The 17,944-nt window shown below is 64.1% G+C and carries 11 protein-coding genes, 1 tRNA gene, 1 rRNA gene and 1 riboswitch; of the genes, 7 read left to right on the forward strand and 6 right to left on the reverse strand.

All coding sequences use genetic code 11. The features are described from left to right. Positions 1-40: 40 nt before the first annotated feature. Together GGD61_RS07240 and GGD61_RS07245 are read right to left on the reverse strand one after the other, a co-directional pair. A tRNA-Ile gene (locus GGD61_RS07240) sits at positions 41-117 on the reverse strand. Positions 118-309: 192 nt separating this feature from the next. After that, positions 310-1,798: ribosomal RNA gene (locus tag GGD61_RS07245) — 16S ribosomal RNA — on the reverse strand. Positions 1,799-2,941: 1,143 nt separating this feature from the next. Here GGD61_RS07245 and GGD61_RS07250 point away from each other — a divergent pair. Continuing rightward, on the forward strand, positions 2,942-5,005 hold the full coding sequence (locus GGD61_RS07250) for a M23 family metallopeptidase (RefSeq protein WP_183230465.1): 2,064 nt from the start codon (positions 2,942-2,944) through the stop codon (positions 5,003-5,005). Between the two features lie 152 nt (positions 5,006-5,157). Beyond that, a complete protein-coding gene (locus tag GGD61_RS07255) occupies positions 5,158-6,777 on the forward strand; it encodes an SMP-30/gluconolactonase/LRE family protein (protein ID WP_092255647.1) in 1,620 nt (539 codons plus the stop codon). A 93-nt stretch (positions 6,778-6,870) separates the two neighbouring features. Here the strand turns inward: GGD61_RS07255 and clpB are convergent, their stop codons facing one another. Beyond that, complete coding sequence (gene clpB / locus GGD61_RS07260) at positions 6,871-9,510, reverse strand: ATP-dependent chaperone ClpB (protein ID WP_092255650.1); 2,640 nt, start codon at positions 9,508-9,510, stop codon at positions 6,871-6,873. Positions 9,511-9,749: 239 nt separating this feature from the next. On the opposite strand from clpB, the gene GGD61_RS07265 reads away from it, so the two are divergent. Then, complete coding sequence (locus GGD61_RS07265) at positions 9,750-10,538, forward strand: MOSC domain-containing protein (RefSeq protein WP_183230466.1); 789 nt, start codon at positions 9,750-9,752, stop codon at positions 10,536-10,538. Positions 10,539-10,686: 148 nt separating this feature from the next. On the opposite strand, the gene GGD61_RS07270 is transcribed toward GGD61_RS07265, so the two are convergent. After that, on the reverse strand, positions 10,687-11,346 hold the full coding sequence (locus GGD61_RS07270) for a TIGR02594 family protein (RefSeq protein WP_092255656.1): 660 nt from the start codon (positions 11,344-11,346) through the stop codon (positions 10,687-10,689). Between the two features lie 216 nt (positions 11,347-11,562). Here GGD61_RS07270 and GGD61_RS07275 point away from each other — a divergent pair, with 216 nt between their 5' ends. Beyond that, positions 11,563-12,423 (forward strand): alpha/beta fold hydrolase, encoded by an 861-nt coding sequence (locus tag GGD61_RS07275; RefSeq protein ID WP_092255660.1) that lies wholly within the window; start codon positions 11,563-11,565, stop codon positions 12,421-12,423. A 344-nt stretch (positions 12,424-12,767) separates the two neighbouring features. Here the strand turns inward: GGD61_RS07275 and metW are convergent, their stop codons facing one another. Then, the gene (gene metW, locus GGD61_RS07280; RefSeq protein ID WP_091960292.1) at positions 12,768-13,430 is read right to left on the reverse strand and encodes a methionine biosynthesis protein MetW; all 663 of its coding nucleotides are present in this window, start codon (positions 13,428-13,430) and stop codon (positions 12,768-12,770) included. 15 nt (positions 13,431-13,445) lie between these two features. Further along, the gene (locus GGD61_RS07285; RefSeq protein WP_092255960.1) at positions 13,446-14,648 is read right to left on the reverse strand and encodes a homoserine O-acetyltransferase; all 1,203 of its coding nucleotides are present in this window, start codon (positions 14,646-14,648) and stop codon (positions 13,446-13,448) included. Between the two features lie 89 nt (positions 14,649-14,737). Continuing rightward, a riboswitch (SAM riboswitch) is annotated at positions 14,738-14,817 on the reverse strand. Positions 14,818-14,973: 156 nt separating this feature from the next. Between GGD61_RS07285 and GGD61_RS07290 the strand changes: the two genes are divergently transcribed. Genes GGD61_RS07290 through GGD61_RS07300 form a run of 3 tightly spaced genes read left to right on the forward strand, consistent with a single transcriptional unit; the run spans position 14,974 to position 17,888 of the window. Beyond that, a complete protein-coding gene (locus GGD61_RS07290; protein WP_092255663.1) occupies positions 14,974-15,822 on the forward strand; it encodes a chorismate mutase in 849 nt (282 codons plus the stop codon). 36 nt (positions 15,823-15,858) lie between these two features. Next, on the forward strand, positions 15,859-16,956 hold the full coding sequence (gene hisC, locus GGD61_RS07295) for a histidinol-phosphate transaminase (protein ID WP_092255666.1): 1,098 nt from the start codon (positions 15,859-15,861) through the stop codon (positions 16,954-16,956). Then, positions 16,953-17,888: a prephenate/arogenate dehydrogenase family protein gene (locus tag GGD61_RS07300; protein ID WP_018316246.1), complete on the forward strand. Its 936-nt coding sequence runs from the start codon at positions 16,953-16,955 to the stop codon at positions 17,886-17,888. Before hisC ends, GGD61_RS07300 begins: the two co-directional genes overlap by 4 nt. Positions 17,889-17,944 lie beyond the last annotated feature (56 nt).

Genomic DNA, 17,944 nt, shown 5'->3' on the forward strand with positions numbered 1-17,944 from the left:
TCGAAGGGCTTGCCTAGCCGAAGCAGCGAAGCGCGAAGGCTGGTGGGCCTGGGAAGACTTGAACTTCCGACCTCACGCTTATCAAGCGCGCGCTCTAACCAACTGAGCTACAAGCCCCTAACGCATATCCAGTCAAGGACCAGGGATTCTGCAAGCTTGCAGCCCCAGCGCGTGTTCGTCCGCGAAGAAAGAGAAACGAAGACGGCGAAATCCCGCCAATGCAGCTCAACAATCCTGACGATTGTTGGCCACTGATGTTTCTAAAACGATCCGATAGTGAGCCGAAGCTCGCTGAAGGATCATCCTTAGAAAGGAGGTGATCCAGCCGCAGGTTCCCCTACGGCTACCTTGTTACGACTTCACCCCAGTCGCTGACCCTACCGTGGCCGGCTGCCTCCCTTGCGGGTTAGCGCACCGTCTTCAGGTAAAACCAACTCCCATGGTGTGACGGGCGGTGTGTACAAGGCCCGGGAACGTATTCACCGTGGCGTGCTGATCCACGATTACTAGCGATTCCAACTTCATGGGCTCGAGTTGCAGAGCCCAATCCGAACTGAGACGGCTTTTTGAGATTTGCGAAGGGTCGCCCCTTAGCATCCCATTGTCACCGCCATTGTAGCACGTGTGTAGCCCAGCCCGTAAGGGCCATGAGGACTTGACGTCATCCCCACCTTCCTCGCGGCTTATCACCGGCAGTCTCCTTAGAGTGCTCAACTAAATGGTAGCAACTAAGGACGGGGGTTGCGCTCGTTGCGGGACTTAACCCAACATCTCACGACACGAGCTGACGACAGCCATGCAGCACCTGTGTTCCAGGCTCCGAAGAGAAGGTCACATCTCTGCGACCGGTCCTGGACATGTCAAGGGCTGGTAAGGTTCTGCGCGTTGCGTCGAATTAAACCACATGCTCCACCGCTTGTGCGGGCCCCCGTCAATTCCTTTGAGTTTTAATCTTGCGACCGTACTCCCCAGGCGGAATGCTTAAAGCGTTAGCTGCGCCACTAGTGAGTAAACCCACTAACGGCTGGCATTCATCGTTTACGGCGTGGACTACCAGGGTATCTAATCCTGTTTGCTCCCCACGCTTTCGTGCCTCAGCGTCAGTATCGGGCCAGTGAGCCGCCTTCGCCACTGGTGTTCTTGCGAATATCTACGAATTTCACCTCTACACTCGCAGTTCCACTCACCTCTCCCGAACTCAAGATCTTCAGTATCAAAGGCAGTTCTGGAGTTGAGCTCCAGGATTTCACCCCTGACTTAAAGACCCGCCTACGCACCCTTTACGCCCAGTGATTCCGAGCAACGCTAGCCCCCTTCGTATTACCGCGGCTGCTGGCACGAAGTTAGCCGGGGCTTATTCTTGCGGTACCGTCATTATCTTCCCGCACAAAAGAGCTTTACAACCCTAGGGCCTTCATCACTCACGCGGCATGGCTGGATCAGGGTTGCCCCCATTGTCCAATATTCCCCACTGCTGCCTCCCGTAGGAGTTTGGGCCGTGTCTCAGTCCCAATGTGGCTGATCATCCTCTCAGACCAGCTACTGATCGTCGCCTTGGTGAGCCATTACCTCACCAACTAGCTAATCAGACGCGGGCCGATCTTTCGGCGATAAATCTTTCCCCGTAAGGGCTTATCCGGTATTAGCACAAGTTTCCCTGTGTTGTTCCGAACCAAAAGGTACGTTCCCACGCGTTACTCACCCGTCTGCCGCTGACGTATTGCTACGCCCGCTCGACTTGCATGTGTTAAGCCTGCCGCCAGCGTTCGCTCTGAGCCAGGATCAAACTCTCAAGTTGGACTTGAACTTTGAACCGGCTGATCACAACGTTTGACGAGGTCCCACCATTATCGACCGAAGTCGATGTGCTGCCTGCGATTCACATCGCTGGCAACGATGGTGTTTCCTTTGAAACGTGTACCGCCGAAGTCTTTCGTCCGGTCCCGACCAGAAAAGCCGAAGCTTTTCAGGAGCGAGACCCGCAAGGACTCCGCCGTCCACGTTTCTCTTTCTTCATCTTCACTTGTCAAACAGCCCGGGACCGTGGAGGCCCCAACCTTCCTGAGAGGAAGGGTTCCGACACCCTTACCGACGATGGATGAACTCCAATCGACTTACGTCGACTGTTGTGTCACTCAACAAGGTGAGGAGCATCAGTGGCGCGTTCGCTCGCCTTGGTCAGTGACCCGGCGGCGCCGCGCTCAGTGGTCGGGTTATAGGCCCCCGCACTCGGGATTGTCAACGCCCATTGTCAACAAATCGTCGCACGGTGGATTGTCGCGAAAAAGGACGTGTTTCCAGGCGGTTAGGAGGACCGTAGATGCGCCGATCCGGTCGGGACGGTGAAAAAACTTGAAAAAAGTTTGGGCCCCAGGGGGCTCCGGAGCCGACCTGGGAGGGGTTGTGGGTGGGGACTGGGAAGCGACTTGGCGAGCCACCTGGGAAGCCACATGGGGAACGGCTTGGCGAGTGGATTGGCGCGCGGGTCGGGATCGACACAGGGTACTTGGGGAGGGATTGAGGGGCGGCTTACCGTACCTTCGCGGTGGGAAGCAGCTTGCAGCACCCTCTCGGGAGGCCCCCGCCCTCCGGCCGTTCAGGAAACTTTTTCGATGACAGGCGCCGTACTTGAGCCACAATCCCGCGGCGTTCTGATAAGAGACAAGCTTGAATCGCACGGATGCCAGTGGGGGCTGCCGGCGGTTTTCATGGGGTCAGAGGAAGGCGATCTTGCAGATGACGCGGCCTTCCTCCGACATTCGAGAGACATCGAGAGAGCTTCACCCGTCCAGCTGTTCGTAATTTCGGCCGGCCCCACCCGAGGGGCCTTCTGAGCACGGACGCCTGCGCGGCTTGCCTTTTCCGGCGATCCCCCTTCAAGAGGGCGACCAGGACGAGGTTCGAAAGCGGGCATCTTGGGTCGTTGATTGGGGGACTTGCGTTGAACCACAGGACATCACGCGGCGCTTACGGGCGTGAGACCGGGATCATCGATCTCGGCCACGAGCCGCCGCTGTCCGTCGATGGTTCTGAAGCCGCCGTAATCGACCGCCGTCGCGTCTCGGTGCAATGGTTCAGCGGGACAATTTTGACCGGACTCTGCGGCGCAGCCCTGATCGGCGGCGCCGTTTTCGCATCGCTCGACGGCGAGATGACCTTCGCCAAGGTGCCGGAGCGGGTCGAGGGCGCGCTGCGCGGTGCATTCGGCGCCGCCGATCGCGCCGCCACACTGCACAAGAGCGACCGCCTGCCGCCACCGAGCGAATCCACCGCGTCCCGCAACATCATGCGCGTCTCCACCGTGGCCCGCGTCGGCAACCGCGACGTGATGCGGGTGCGCCCCTTCGTCCGGATCGCCGGCAATCTGTCGATGACGACGAGCGACCTGTCGGCGAAGATCCCACCGTTCAACGCCCAGCGCCTGCTCACCGATGTCGGCTCCGATCCGAAGACCGCATCCGACGATCCCAACAATCCCGAAGCGGTCGAGCCCGACGCCGAAGTGTCCTTTGTCACCAAGGACCTGTCGCCGGTGCTGCCGAAAGCCAAGATTTCCGCGGTGGTGGCGCTCGACGACATCCTGATGCGGGTGCGCGATGCCGCCAACTGGCGCGGCAATGGCGGAGTGCGCTACGCCTCGCTCGCCAATGCCGCAGCCGATGTCTCCGGCGCGACCGGCCCGTCCGACATCAGAACCGCCTACGCCGCCGAGGCCTCGCCGTCCGATCCCTATGCCGGTTTCGAGACGCGCGTGGTGCCGGAAAACGTCACGCTGCTGCCCAAGACCAAGGAGCAGATCACCGGCGGCAATCCCAACGGCGAACGCGTCCATCTGGTCAAGAAGGGCGACAGCGTCGCCTCGGTGCTGCGCGATCTCGGCGCGAACGCCGACGAGATCAAGGCGATCACCGCGACGCTCGGCCCCCGCGGCCGCGACGGCGGCCTCAAGGACGGCGAGAAGCTCCGCATCCTGATGGCGCCGGCAAGTCCTGGCGCCCGCCTCCAGCCCTATCGCGTCGTCGTCGCCAACGAGTCCATGGTCGAGGCGATCGCGGCGCTGTCCGATCTCGGCAAATACGTCGCGGTCGACGTCTCCAGCATGAACACCGTCGCCGATGCCGCGGCCAGCGCCAGCAGCGATGACGACGATGATGACGACGGCTCCGGCGTGCGGCTCTACCAGAGCATCTACGAGACCGCGATGCGCAACAAAGTGCCGATGCCGGTCATCGACGACATGATCAAGATCTACTCCTACGACGTCGATTTCCAGCGCAAGGTGCAGCCGGGCGATTCCTTCGACGTGTTCTACGCCGGCGAGGACGAGGGCGTGACGTCGACGGAGAAGAACGACGTGCTGTTCGCCTCTCTCACGGTCGGCGGCGAGACCAAGAAATACTACCGCTACCAGAGCCCCGACGACGGCGTCGTCGATTACTATGACGAGACCGGCAAGAGCGCGAAGAAATTCCTGGTCAGAAAGCCCGTCAACAACGCTATCATGCGCTCCGGCTTCGGCGGCCGCCGCCACCCGATCCTGGGCTATGTGAAGATGCACACCGGCGTCGACTGGGCCACCGCCTACGGCACGCCGATTTTCGCTTCCGGCAACGGCGTGATCGAGAAGGCCGGCCCCGAAGGCGGCTACGGCAAGTATATCCGCATCAAGCACAACAACGGCTATGAGACGGCCTACGGCCACATGTCCGCTTTCGCCAAGGGCATGGAGATCGGCAAGAAGGTGCGGCAGGGCCAGGTGATCGGCTTCGTCGGCTCATCCGGCCTCTCGACCGGCCCGCACGTCCACTACGAGATCCTGGTCAACGGCCGCTTCGTCGACCCGATGCGCGTGAAGCTGCCGCGCGGCCGTTCGCTCGAGGGCCCGATGCTCGCAGGCTTCGAGAAGGAGCGCGACCGGCTCGACGGCATGATGAGCGGCCGCGGCGGCGCCATCGCCCGCATGTCTGACGCGACCGGCGGCCCGTTGCAGGTCAGCAACCGCTAATTGCAACCGGCCGGCATCGGCCGGACATCTCAAGATCCGATCCGAATTCGACGTTCTCGCGCGAGGCGCGCTTGGCGGCGGCTCAACGTCAAGTTTTGTTTGCCAAAGCGGCACCAGGGGCGAATACTTTCCAAAAAACGGGAGGTCTCGCCATGAAGAACAGGCTCGCCTGCGCAGCATTCGTCGCTGCCCTTTTCGCTACCACGAGCGTATCGGCCGAGACTTGGGAGGTCACCAAGCTGGTCCAGGGCTCGGCGTTCCATGGCGTGCATGGGCTCGGCATCGACAAGGCCGGCCATCTGTTCGCCGGCAGCGTCGCCGGCGCCGCTCTCTACGAGGTGGATGTATCAGGCGGTACCGCCAAGGTTGCAATCCCCTCGCCGATCGGAATGGCCGACGACATCGCCTTCGCGCCCGACGGCACCATGGCCTGGACCGGTTTCCTCACCGGCGATCTCTATGCGCGCAAGGGCGACGGCCCGATCAAGAAGCTCGCCAGCGGCCTTCCCGGCATCAACTCGCTCGCCTTTCGCAAGGACGGCAGGCTCTACGCCACCACCGTTTTCCTCGGCGACACGCTCTATGAGATCGACGTCGAGGGCGTGAAGCCGCCGCGCCAGATCATGGAGAAGATGGGCGGCCTCAACGGCTTCGAGTTCGGTCCCGACGACAAGCTCTACGGTCCGCTCTGGTTCAAGGGCCAGGTCGCAAAAGTCGACGTCGACAAGGCCGAGCTGACCGTCGTGGCCGACGGCTTCAAGATCCCGGCCGCGGTGAACTTCGATTCCAAGGGCAATCTCTTCGTAGTCGACACCGCGCTCGGCCAGCTCGTCCGGGTCGATCCCAAATCGGGCGCCAAGACCATGGTCGCACAATTGAAGCCGTCGCTGGACAATCTCGCCATCGACGAGAAGGACCGCATCTACGTCTCCAACATGGCCGACAACGGCATCCAGGAGGTCGACCCCGCGACCGGCCAGGCCAGGCAGATCATCATCGGCAAGCTCGCTTTGCCCGGCGGTATCGGCGTCACCTCGGAGAACGGCAAGGATACGATCCACCTCGCCGACGTGTTCGCCTATCGCACGGTGGATGGGGCGACCGGCGAGGTCACCGAGAAGGCGCGCATGCACGCCGCCGACACCACGCTCGAATATCCCATGAGCGCGACGGCGCGGGGCAACGACGTGGTGCTGTCGAGCTGGTTCACCGGCACGGTGCAGGTGATCGACGCCAAGACCGGCGCCACGCGCGACATGCTGCATGGCTTCAAGGCGCCGCATGACGCGATCGTGCTCGCCGACGGCAGCATTTTGGTCGCCGAGCTCGGCACCAAGTCGCTGGTCAAGGTGAGCGGTGAGCACGGCAAGGATCGCACCACGCTGATCGGCGACCTCGAGGGCCCGGTCGGGCTCGTTCGTGGCAAGACCGACGAGGTCTACGTCACCGACGCCTTTGCGGGCACTGTCTCGAAGATCGACAGCAACGGTGAAAAGACTGTGGTCGCCAAGGAGCTGAAGATGCCGGAGGGCATTGCGCGCGGCAGCGACGGCCAGCTGATCGTGGCGGAAGTCGGTGCCAAGCGGCTGATCGAGATCGCGCCGGACAGCGGCAAGATCACCGAGATCGCGGCCAATCTCCCGATCGGCCTCGCGGGCGCACCCGGCGGCCTGCCGACCAACATTCCGACGGGCGTGGCGGTCGGGGCGACGGGGGTGATCTACTTCTCGTCCGACATCGAGAACGCGATCTACAAGGTCTCGAAGAAATAGCGATCGGCCGGCGGGCAAGCCGGGCAAGAACAATTCGCCCCGGAGAGGATGACCTCTCCGGGGCGATAATGTTTAACGGCGAACGCCCGCGTTTCAGTTCAGCTTGCGCTTCGCCACCGGCGCCTCGAACTGGGTGATCTCGGCGGTCTGCGGCGCCTTGCCGTTGAAGGTCAGGACGTTGCCTTCGGACGAGATCGCGACAGTATCGCCGTCCCTGACGTCGCCGGCGAGGATCATCTCGGCGAGCGGGTCCTGGACGTGACGCTGGATCACGCGCTTCAGCGGCCTTGCGCCGTAGGCGGGATCCCAGCCCTTGGCGGCGAGCCAGTCGCGTCCGGCAGAATCGAGCGTCAGCACGATCTTGCGATCGGTCAGCAGCCTCTGCAGCCGCGCGAACTGGATCTCGACGATCCGGCCCATCTCGCTCCGCTGCAAGCGGTGGAACAGGATGATCTCGTCGACGCGGTTGAGGAATTCGGGGCGGAAATGCCCGCGCACCATTGCCATCACCTGCTCGCGCACGGCCGAAGTGTCCTCGCCCTCCGGCTGGTTCACCAGGAATTCCGAACCGAGGTTCGAGGTCATGATGATCAGCGTGTTGCGGAAATCGACGGTGCGGCCCTGACCGTCGGTCAGGCGGCCGTCGTCGAGCACCTGCAACAGGACGTTGAAGACGTCAGGATGCGCCTTCTCGATCTCGTCGAACAGCACCACCTGGTAGGGCCGGCGCCGCACTGCCTCGGTGAGCGCGCCGCCTTCGTCATAACCGACATAGCCCGGAGGCGCACCGATCAGCCGCGAGACCGAGTGCTTCTCCATGTATTCGGACATGTCGAGGCGGACCATCGCGGTCTCGTCGTTGAACAGATACTCCGCGAGCGCCTTGGTCAGCTCCGTCTTGCCGACGCCGGTGGGCCCTAAGAACATGAACGAGCCCGTGGGGCGGTTCGGGTCCTGCAAGCCCGCGCGCGAGCGACGCACGGCGGTTGCGACCGCGCGCACGGCCTCGGCCTGGCCGACGACGCGGGTGCCGAGCTGCTCCTCCATCTTCAGGAGCTTTTCCTTCTCGCCCTCCAGCATCTTGTCGACGGGCACGCCGGTCCAGCGCGAGACCACCTGCGCGATGTGATTGGCGGTGACCGCCTCCTCCATCATCTCGCCGGAGCCTTCACGCGCCTCGATATCCGCAAGCTGCTTCTCGAGCTGCGGGATCCGGCCATAGGCGAGCTCGCCGGCCTTCTGGAATTCGCCGCGACGCTGGGCGTCGGCGAGATCGACGCGCAGCGCGTCAAGCTCCGACTTCAGCTTCTGGGCGTTGGAGAGCTTGTTCTTCTCCGCGCTCCAGCGTGCCGTCAGCGCCGCGGACTTCTCCTCGAGCTCGGCGAGCTCTTTCTGGAGCGCCTCGAGACGGGACTTGGAGCCGGGATCGCTTTCCTTCTTGAGAGCTTCCTGCTCGATCTTGAGCCGGATGATCTCGCGGTCGAGCGAATCCAGCTCTTCCGGCTTGGAATCGACCTGCATCTTCAACCGCGCAGCCGCCTCGTCCATCAGGTCGATCGCCTTGTCGGGCAGGAAGCGATCGGTGATGTAGCGGTTGGATAGCGTCGTCGCGGCAACAAGCGCGGAATCCGTGATCCGCACGCCATGATGCTGCTCGTACTTGTCCTTGAGGCCGCGCAGGATCGAGATTGTGTCCTCGACCGAAGGCTCGCTGACGAAGATCGGCTGGAAGCGCCGCGCCAGCGCGGCGTCCTTCTCGACGTGCTTCTGATACTCGTCGAGCGTGGTCGCGCCGATGCAGTGCAGCTCGCCGCGGGCGAGCGCCGGCTTGAGCAGGTTGGAGGCGTCCATCGCGCCGTCGCCTTTGCCGGCGCCGATCAGCGTGTGCATCTCGTCGATGAACAGGATGAAGGTGCCCTCGCTGCCAGTCACCTCCTGGAGCACGGCCTTCAGCCGTTCCTCGAACTCGCCGCGGTACTTCGCGCCCGCAATCAGCGCGCCGAGGTCGAGCGACAGCAGCTTCTTGTCCTTCAGGCTCTCGGGCACGTCACCATTGACGATGCGCAGCGCGAGACCTTCGGCGATGGCGGTCTTGCCGACGCCGGGCTCGCCGATCAGGACGGGATTGTTCTTGGTCCGGCGCGACAGCACCTGGATCGTACGGCGGATTTCCTCGTCGCGGCCGATCACCGGGTCGAGCTTGCCGTCGCGCGCCGCCTGCGTCAGGTCGCGGGCATATTTCTTCAGCGCGTCATAGGCGTTCTCGGCGGTCGCGCTGTCGGCCGTGCGGCCCTTGCGCAGCGCCTCGATCGCCGCATTGAGGTTTTGCGGGGTGACGCCGCCCTTGGCGAGGATGGTGCCGGCCTCGCTGGTCTTTTCCAGCGTGAGCCCGAGCAGCAGCCGCTCGACGGTGACGAAGCTGTCGCCGGCCTTCTCACCGGCCTTCTCAGCCGCGTCGAAGGTGCGGGCGAGCTCGGGCGCCAGATAGATCTGCCCGGCACCGCCACCGCTGACCTTCGGCACCTTGCTGAGGGCATCCTCGGTCGCCTTCAGAATTGCACGGGAATTGCCGCCGGCGCGGTCGATCAGACCGGAAGCCAGCCCCTCATTGTCGTCCAGCAGGACCTTCAGCACGTGCAGGGTGGAGAACTGCTGGTGCCCCTCGCGCATCGCGAGCGACTGCGCGGACTGGACGAAGCCCCTGGAGCGTTCGGTGTATTTGTCGATATTCATCTTTTCTGTCCCTCGGCCTGCCCTCAGGGCCCTCTAAGGCACCCCAAACGGCATCTTCATTGGGTTTCCGATTACCGCATTGACGTTTCTCAACCGGTAACGGTCGTGTTTTGCCGACGTTGCCGCCGGCCTGAGCCAGATGTGGGAAGCAGGTTGCAGATGCGAAAGAGGCCAGTTCACAATTTCGTGCGCTGATCCGCCGGCTTGGCGGGCCCGGGGCGAATCCCTTAAGTAGCGGCATGACAGCTAGCCAGACTGCCGAAATCACCGGCCTCTACCGCTATCCGATCAAGGGCCTGACGCCGGAGGCCCTGCGCCGCGTCCCCTTGCGGACCGGCCAGACCCTGCCCGCCGACCGCCGCTACGCCATCGAGAATGGCCCGAGCGGCTTCGATCCCGAGGCGCCCCAGTGGAAGCCGAAAATCCAGTTTCTGATGCTCGCACGAAATGAGCGGCTTGCCGAGCTCGATAGCCGGTTCGACGACGCCACCAATGTCCTGACCATCCGCAAGGACGGCCAGACCGTCGCCAGCGGCGATCTGGAAACCGCGGTCGGGCGCGCCGCCATCGAGCGCTACTTCGCGGAAAATTTCCAGCCGGAGCTGAAGGGCCCGCCGAAGCTGCTGTCCGGCCGCGATCACAGCTTCTCCGACGTCGCCCGGAAGGTGGTCTCCATCATCAATCTCGGCAGCGTCCGCGCCATCGAGACCATGCTGGGCGGGACCGCCGTGCATCCGCTGCGCTTCCGCGCCAATCTCTACGTGAAGGGCTGGCCGGCCTGGTCGGAGCTCGATCTCGTCGGCCAGACGCTGGCGATCGGCGCGGCGCGCCTGAAAGTGGTCAAGCGCATCGTCCGCTGCCCGGCCACCAATGTCGACCCGGTGACGGCCAAGCGCGATCTCGAGATACCGCCGACGCTCTCGCGCAATCTCGGCCACATGGACTGCGGCATCTATGCCGAGGTGATCGAAGGTGGCGAGATCGGCGTCGGCGATGCGGTCGCGGTGGAAGAGCCGAAGCTGGTTTGAGCCGGCACCGGTACCGTAGGGTGGGCAAAGCGACTTGTCCGCCATAGCTCGAAGAGCGACGGTAGAAGCGTGCCCACGCAATTTCTGCGACGGAGAGAGATGGTGGGCACGGCGCAAGTGCGCCTTTGCCCACTCTACGGCTCCGTCGTTAGTTCGGCATCACATATGCGTAGATCCGGCCGCGCGAGACCGGCGCCTCGCGGACGCGGTTGCCGTTGTTGCCGGAGATCATGATCGGATTGCCCTGTGCATCGATGCCGGTGATGATGCCGACATGACCGCCGCGGCGACCGCGCGACATCACTGCGATGGCGCCGACCTGCGGACCGGAGACGCGGGTGCCGTAGCGGGCGAACGAGCTCGCCATGTCGGAGCCTGAGCCCTTATGGCCGGTATGCTCCAGCACCATGTTCATGAAGCGCGCGCACCACAGGCTGCCGCGCCCGGTCGGATTGCCGCCGACATAGCGGCGCGCCTCGGACACCAGGCTCGATCCGCCGCCGAAGCCGCCGCTTGCAGCCATGGTGTTGTTGACCATGCCGCCGCTGTTGGCGTTCGGATCATAGCTCGCCTGGGTGTCGGCGAATCCACTCGCCCGCAACTGCGCCGCGCTGCGCTCGAAGCGCGAGCTGCGTGCATGGTAGCGGTAATGATGATGTCTGGCGTGGTGCACGTGTGCGTGCCGCTCTGCGCTATGACGATGATGCGGCCGCGCTGAGGCCGGAGAAACGAACGCGGCAACCGCCGCGAAGAAGATCGCCAGCGCGACAACACAACGCGACAGGCGAGACGCAAACAACTCAAACATTCTTCATCCTTCGTTGACACCCCACTTCCCGATCGGCCCGTGCAACGGCCGATATCGGTCTGGCCGTTAAGCCGTCCGATGTGGCGAGAAAAAGACGCGGGCTGCCTGCGAATAGCTGTGATGATTTTGCGCCGACACTGATCGAGGCCGCCGCATTGCGGACAACAGCATTAACTGCAATCCTGCAAAGGCGGCTTGAAGAGAGGGAAACGGTTAATGCCCCACGCCACGACCAGGGACGACGTCCGCATCTATTTTGAGGAAGCGGGTCAGGGAACGCCGATCATTTTTCTGCACGAGTTCGCGGCCGACTACACCAATTGGGAGCCGCAGATGCGTTACTTCTCGCGCGGCCACCGCTGCATCACCTATTCGGCGCGCGGCTACACGCCGTCGGACGTGCCGGAGGGCGAGGTTTACAGCTACACGCATTTCTATAGCGATGCGCTCGCGGTGCTTGATCATCTCAAGATTGAGCGCGCGCATCTGGTCGGCCTGTCGATGGGCGCCTACTCCTCGCTCCAGATCGGGCTCAACGCGCCGCAGCGCGCGTTGTCGATGACGCTGGCCGGCGTCGGCTCCGGCTCGGAGATCGAGAACCTGGAGGCCTGGCGCAAGCAGTGCCGCGCCAATGCCGAGCAGTTCGAGACGCTGGGCTCCGCCGAGGTCGCGAAAGTCACGCGCGAGGCGCCGAGCCGGATTCCCTTCCTGGTGAAGGATCCCCGCGGCCACGCCGATTTCTACGCCGCGCTGGCGCGCCACGACGCCAAGGGTTCGGCACGCACGATGCGCGGCTTCCAGGGCCGCCGCCCCTCGATTTACACGATGACGGATGCGATCAAGCGCGCATCGACGCCGGCGCTGATCATCTGCGGCGACGAGGACGATCTATGCGTCGGACCGAGCCTGTTCCTGAAGAAGCATCTGCCTGCGGCGGGGCTGGCGATGTTTCCGAAGTCGGGGCACGTGCTCAATCTCGAAGAGCCCGCGCTGTTCAACGAGACGGTGGCGCGGTTCGTGACGCTGGTGGAGGCGGGAAGATGGCCGGTGCGCGACCCGCGGTCGCTGGCGCATTAGGCACAGGCGCAGCAAATACTCCGTCGCGTAGCCCGGATGGAGCGAAAGCGTAATCCGGGATTGTCAACGCGGCGCGACTTGCCCCGGATTGCGCTGCGCTTCATCCGGGCTACGGGGTTCGGTTAGGTCTGCACTATGAAACGCCCCGCGCTCTCAACTCCATCACCCTGAGGTGGCCGCTTCTTCAGCGGCCCTCGAAGGGCGACGGCCACGCTCTCGCCACAGCGAGAGATGAGCACGCCGAAACACTCGGCCGCTCATCCCTCGAGGCTCCCGGCGCGATGCTTCGCATCGCGCCACTCGCGCCTCAGGATGACGGGTCAGGCCGCAGCAGGCGAGAAAAACTACTTCCCGCCGCCGCGACTGAGCAAGAACACCGCCTGCTCGCCGAACATGTTCCACACCCACCAGGGCAGATTCAGCGGCACCGGGCGGCCGTAGAGATCGAGCGCGACCGAGCGCTCCATCTTGACGTTGATCTCGTCGCAGAGCTGCACGAAATCCTTGATGGTGCAGAAATGGATGTTGGCGGTGTCATACCATGTCGCCGGCAAATTCTCGGTGCGCGGCATGTGGCCGCCGACCAGGAGCTGCAGCCGCATCTTCCAGAAACCGAAATTCGGGAACGAGACGATGGCGCGGCGGCCGATGCGCAGCAGATTCTCCAGCACCACGCGCGGCTGCCGCGTCGCCTGCAGCGTCTGCGACAGGATCACATAGTCGAAGGCGTCATCCGGATAATTGACGAGATCGGTGTCGGCGTCGCCCTGCACCACCGCAAGGCCCTTGGCGACGCAGCGATTGACGCCCTCGCGCGACAGCTCGATGCCGCGGCCGTCGATGCCGCGGGTCTCCAGCAGCTGAAGCAGATCGCCCTCGCCGCAGCCGACGTCGAGCACCTTCGAGCCGGGCTTCACCATCTCGGCGACCAGCAGATGATCGGCGCGAAACTGGCCGGACGATCCGGTCGCGACGCCGTTCAACGGCAACACTTCCTGTACAGACATCGCTAGCCGTCCTTGTCAGTCGTTCTTGCCAGTGAGCCCGCGCGCCTTGCCCGCCGATTGCAGGAAGGCGCGGGAGATGTCGAAGAATTCGGGAACGTCGAGCAGGAAGGCGTCATGGCCGCGATCGGTCTCGATCTCGGCGAACGACACCCGCGCGCTCGATGCATTCAGCGCGTGCACCAGCGCGCGCGATTCCGAGGTCGGAAACAGCCAGTCGCTGGTGAAGGAGACCACGCAGAAGCGGGTCTTGATGTCGACGAACGCCTTGGCGAGCACGCCGCCTTGGTCGGCGGCGATGTCGAAATAGTCCATCGCGCGCGTCAGATAGAGGTACGAGTTGGCATCGAAGCGCTCGACGAAGGACGAGCCCTGGTAGCGCAGATAGCTCTCGACCTGGAAGTCGGCGTCGAACGAGAAGGTCGGCAGCTCGCGGTCCTGCATGCGCCGGCCGAATTTTCGATGCAGCGCCGCATCCGAGAGATAGGTGATGTGCGCCGCCATCCGCGCCACCGCGAGCCCGCGATGCGGATGGATGCCGTGATCGGCATAGCCGCCGCCGTGCCAGTCGGGATCGGCCATCACGGCCTGGCGGCCGAGCTCGTGGAAGGCGATGTTCTGCGCCGAGTGCCGCGTCGCGCAGGCAATCGCCAGCGCGGAGAACACGCGGCCCGGATAGGCGGCGGTCCATTGCAGCACCTGCATGCCGCCCATCGAGCCGCCGACTACCGCAAACAGCGTGTCGACGCCGAGCCGGTCGACCAGCATCGCCTGCGCGCGCACCATGTCGGGAATGGTGATGACCGGGAAATCCAGGCCCCAGACCTTGCCGGTGGCAGGATTGATCGAGGCCGGCCCGGTCGAGCCCATGCAGCCGCCGATCACGTTGGAGCAGATGATGAAGTAGTGCTTGGGATCGATGGGCCGGCCGGGGCCGACCAGCGTCTCCCACCAGCCGGGCTTACCGGTGACGGGATGCACATTGGCGACATGCTGATCGCCGGTCAGCGCATGGCAGATCAGCACCGCGTTGGAGCGATCGGCGTTGAGCTCGCCATAGGTCTGGTAGGCGATCTGGAACGGGGTGAGATCGACGCCGCAATCGAGCCGCAGCGGCTGCTCGGCGCCGAAATGCGCGATCTGCGAGCTTGGATGATCCACCTCGTGCGACCGCTCGTCGGCGCTGATCGCAGGACTCGGTATCGACTTGACGCCACCCATCTGACCATCGACCTCGTTTGCGATCACGCGTGATCGCCACTTGCATCAGGCCATGAAAAACCCGGCCTGAACGATAGGTTCGGCCGGGATCGGAAGCGTCCCCGGCCTGTTTAGCGAGTTTTTTAACGTGGCTGCAAGCCGGCCGGCTCAAATGACCACGGAACGGGCAAAAACTACCGTCTTGGGTGGTTTTCGTCAAGTCGCGGCCGGGATCGGCCCAATTCGTCTCTCTCGCGTCGTCCGAAAAGGACGTGATTTCTCTTTGCTTTCGCCGTCCCGACTGCCTAATCAGGACATCCCCCATCGAAACCATCGACAGCCAGACATGTCCCAACGTCCGCCCGCGCCACCATCGCTTCAGGAACTGCGCAAGGAGATCGACGCGATCGACGAGGGCATGCATCGCCTGCTGATGCAACGCGGCGACATCATCGACCGCCTGATCCAGGTGAAGCAGACCCAGGAGGTCGGCTCGGCGTTCCGCCCAGCGCGCGAGGCCGCCATGATGCGTGACCTCGTGCAGCGCCATCGCGGCATCCTGCCGCTCGACACCGTCGAGAGCATCTGGCGCGTCATCATCTCGACGTTCACTTACGTGCAGGCGCCGTTCTCGGTGCATGCCGACATCTCGGCGAGCGAGCCGGCGATGCGCGATTCCGCGCGCTTCCATTTCGGCTTCACGGTGCCTTACGTCGCGCATTTCAGCGCACAGGCCGCGGTCGAGGCGGTGGCGAAATCCAAGGGCGATCTGGCGCTGGTCTCGGCGACGTCGAGCCGCACGCCATGGTGGCTCTTGCTCGAAACGGAAGGCGCGCCGAAGATCATCGCGCGGATGCCCTTCGTCGAGCGCGCCGACCATCCGGCGGCGCTGCCGGTGTTCGCGATCTCGCGGGTCGCCGACAGCGCCCTGGTGACGGAGGTCGAGACCTTCAGCGTCCGCGTCTCCGGCTGGAACGCCGAGGTCGCGCGGGCCCTGTCGCCGCTCGCCGAGATCGTGGCGGTACCCGACACCGCCTTCGACGGCGCAGCGCTGCTGGTCTCGGTCACGACTGCGACCAGCATCGACAAAATCAGGGCTGCCCTGATCGAGGCGGGGGCCTCGGTGCGCTCCACGGCCCTCGTCGGCAGCCACGCAACGCGCTATACGGTGCCCCCGACCGGGGCGAAATCGTAAACCACGCGCCGCGCCCCGCCATTTTCGGAGTTCAAGATGTCCCGCCCAGTGCCGAATCCCGGCATTCTCGATATTGCGCCCTACACGCCCGGCAAGAGCCCGGTCGCGGAGCCGGGCCGCAAGGTGTTCAAGCTGTCGGCCAACGAGACGCCGTTCGGGCCCTCGCCCAAGGCAATCGAAGCCTTCAAGCACGTGGCGGACCACCTGGAAGACTATCCGGAAGGAACCTCGCGCGTGTTGCGCGAGGCGATCGGCCGCTCCTTCGGGCTCGCCCCCAACCGCATCATCTGCGGCGCCGGCTCGGACGAGATCCTCAATCTGCTGGCGCACACCTATCTCAGCCACGGCGACGAGGCGATCTCCACCACGCACGGCTTTCTGGTCTATCCGATCGCGACCATGGCGGTCGGTGCCAAGAATGTCGTCGCGCAGGAGACCAACCTGACCTGCGACGTCGACGCCATCCTCAAGGCAGTGACGCCGAAGACAAAGCTGGTTTGGCTCGCCAATCCCAACAATCCGACCGGCACCTATGTGCCGTTCGACGAGGTCAAGCGCCTGCGCGCCGGCCTGCCGTCGCACGTGCTGCTGGTGCTCGATGCCGCTTATTGCGACTACGTCTCGCGCAACGATTACGAGATGGGGATCGAGCTGGTCGCCACCACCGAGAATACGGTGGTGACGCACACCTTCTCCAAGATCCACGGCCTCGCCGCACTGCGCATCGGCTGGATGTTCGGCCCCGAGCACATCATCGACGCGGTCAACCGCATCCGCGGCCCGTTCAACGTGTCGACGCCGGCAATGTATGCCGCGGTCGCCGCGATCGAGGACACCGCGCACCAGGCGATGTCGAAGCAGTTCACCGAGACCTGGCGCAACTGGCTGACCGAGGAGATCGGCAAGCTCGGACTGAAGGTGACGCCGAGCGTCGCCAATTTCGTGCTGATCCACTTCCCGACCGACAAGGGCAGGACCGCTGACGATGCCGACGCCTTCCTGACCAAGCGCGGCCTAGTGCTGCGCGCACTGAAGAATTACGGCCTGCCGCATTCGCTGCGCATGACCATCGGCACCGAGGAGGCCAACCGCCTCGTCGTCGACGGCCTGCGCGACTTCATGGCCGGCAAATGAGCGAGCAAGCGCACTTCCAGCGCGTCGCGCTGATCGGCTTCGGCCTGATCGGCGGCTCGATCGCGCGTGCTGCGAAGCTCCAGGGTCTGGCGGACGAGATCGTCACCACCGCGCGCTCGGAGAAGACCCGCGCGCGGGTGCTCGAACTCGGTATCGTCGACCAGGTCGTGGCGACCAATGCGGACGCGGTGAAGGATGCCGATCTCGTCATCCTCTGCATTCCCGTCGGCGCCTGCGGCGAAGTCGCGCGGGAGATCGCCGCGCATCTGAAGCCCGGCGCAATCATCTCTGACGTCGGCTCGGTCAAGGGCGCCATCGTCAGGGACATGGCGCCGCATCTGCCGAAGACCGTTCATTTCGTGCCGGCGCATCCCGTCGCGGGCACCGAGCATTCGGGGCCGGATTCGGGTTTCGCCGAGCTCTTCATCAATCGCTGGTGCATCCTCACCCCGCCGGAAGGCGTCGATGCGGCCGCGACCGATCGCCTGCGCGCTTTCTGGGCGGCGATGGGCGCCAAGGTCGAGGTCATGACGCCGGATCATCACGATCTCGTGCTCGCGATCACCAGCCATCTGCCGCATCTGATCGCCTACACCATCGTCGGCACCGCCGACGAGCTGGCGCAGGTGACGGAGTCCGAGGTGATCAAGTTCTCCGCCGGCGGTTTCCGCGATTTCACCCGCATCGCGGCGTCCGATCCGACGATGTGGCGCGACGTCTTCCTCGCCAACAAGGAGGCGGTGCTGGAAATGCTCGGCACCTTCACCGAGGATCTCGCAAAACTCACCCGCGCGATCCGGCGCGGCGACGGCGAGGCGCTGTTCGACCATTTCACCCGCACCCGCGCCATCCGCCGCGGCATCGTCGAGATCGGCCAGGATTCGGCCGCCGCGGATTTCGGCCGCCAGCACGGGGCGCTGAAGAAGCCGTGAGTTCGTAGCCCGGATGGAGCGCAAGCGTAATCCGGGATTCTTGATCGCGGCTGGCA

The sequence above is a fragment of the Bradyrhizobium sp. SBR1B genome (assembly GCF_014198205.1).
Taxonomy (GTDB): domain Bacteria; phylum Pseudomonadota; class Alphaproteobacteria; order Rhizobiales; family Xanthobacteraceae; genus Bradyrhizobium.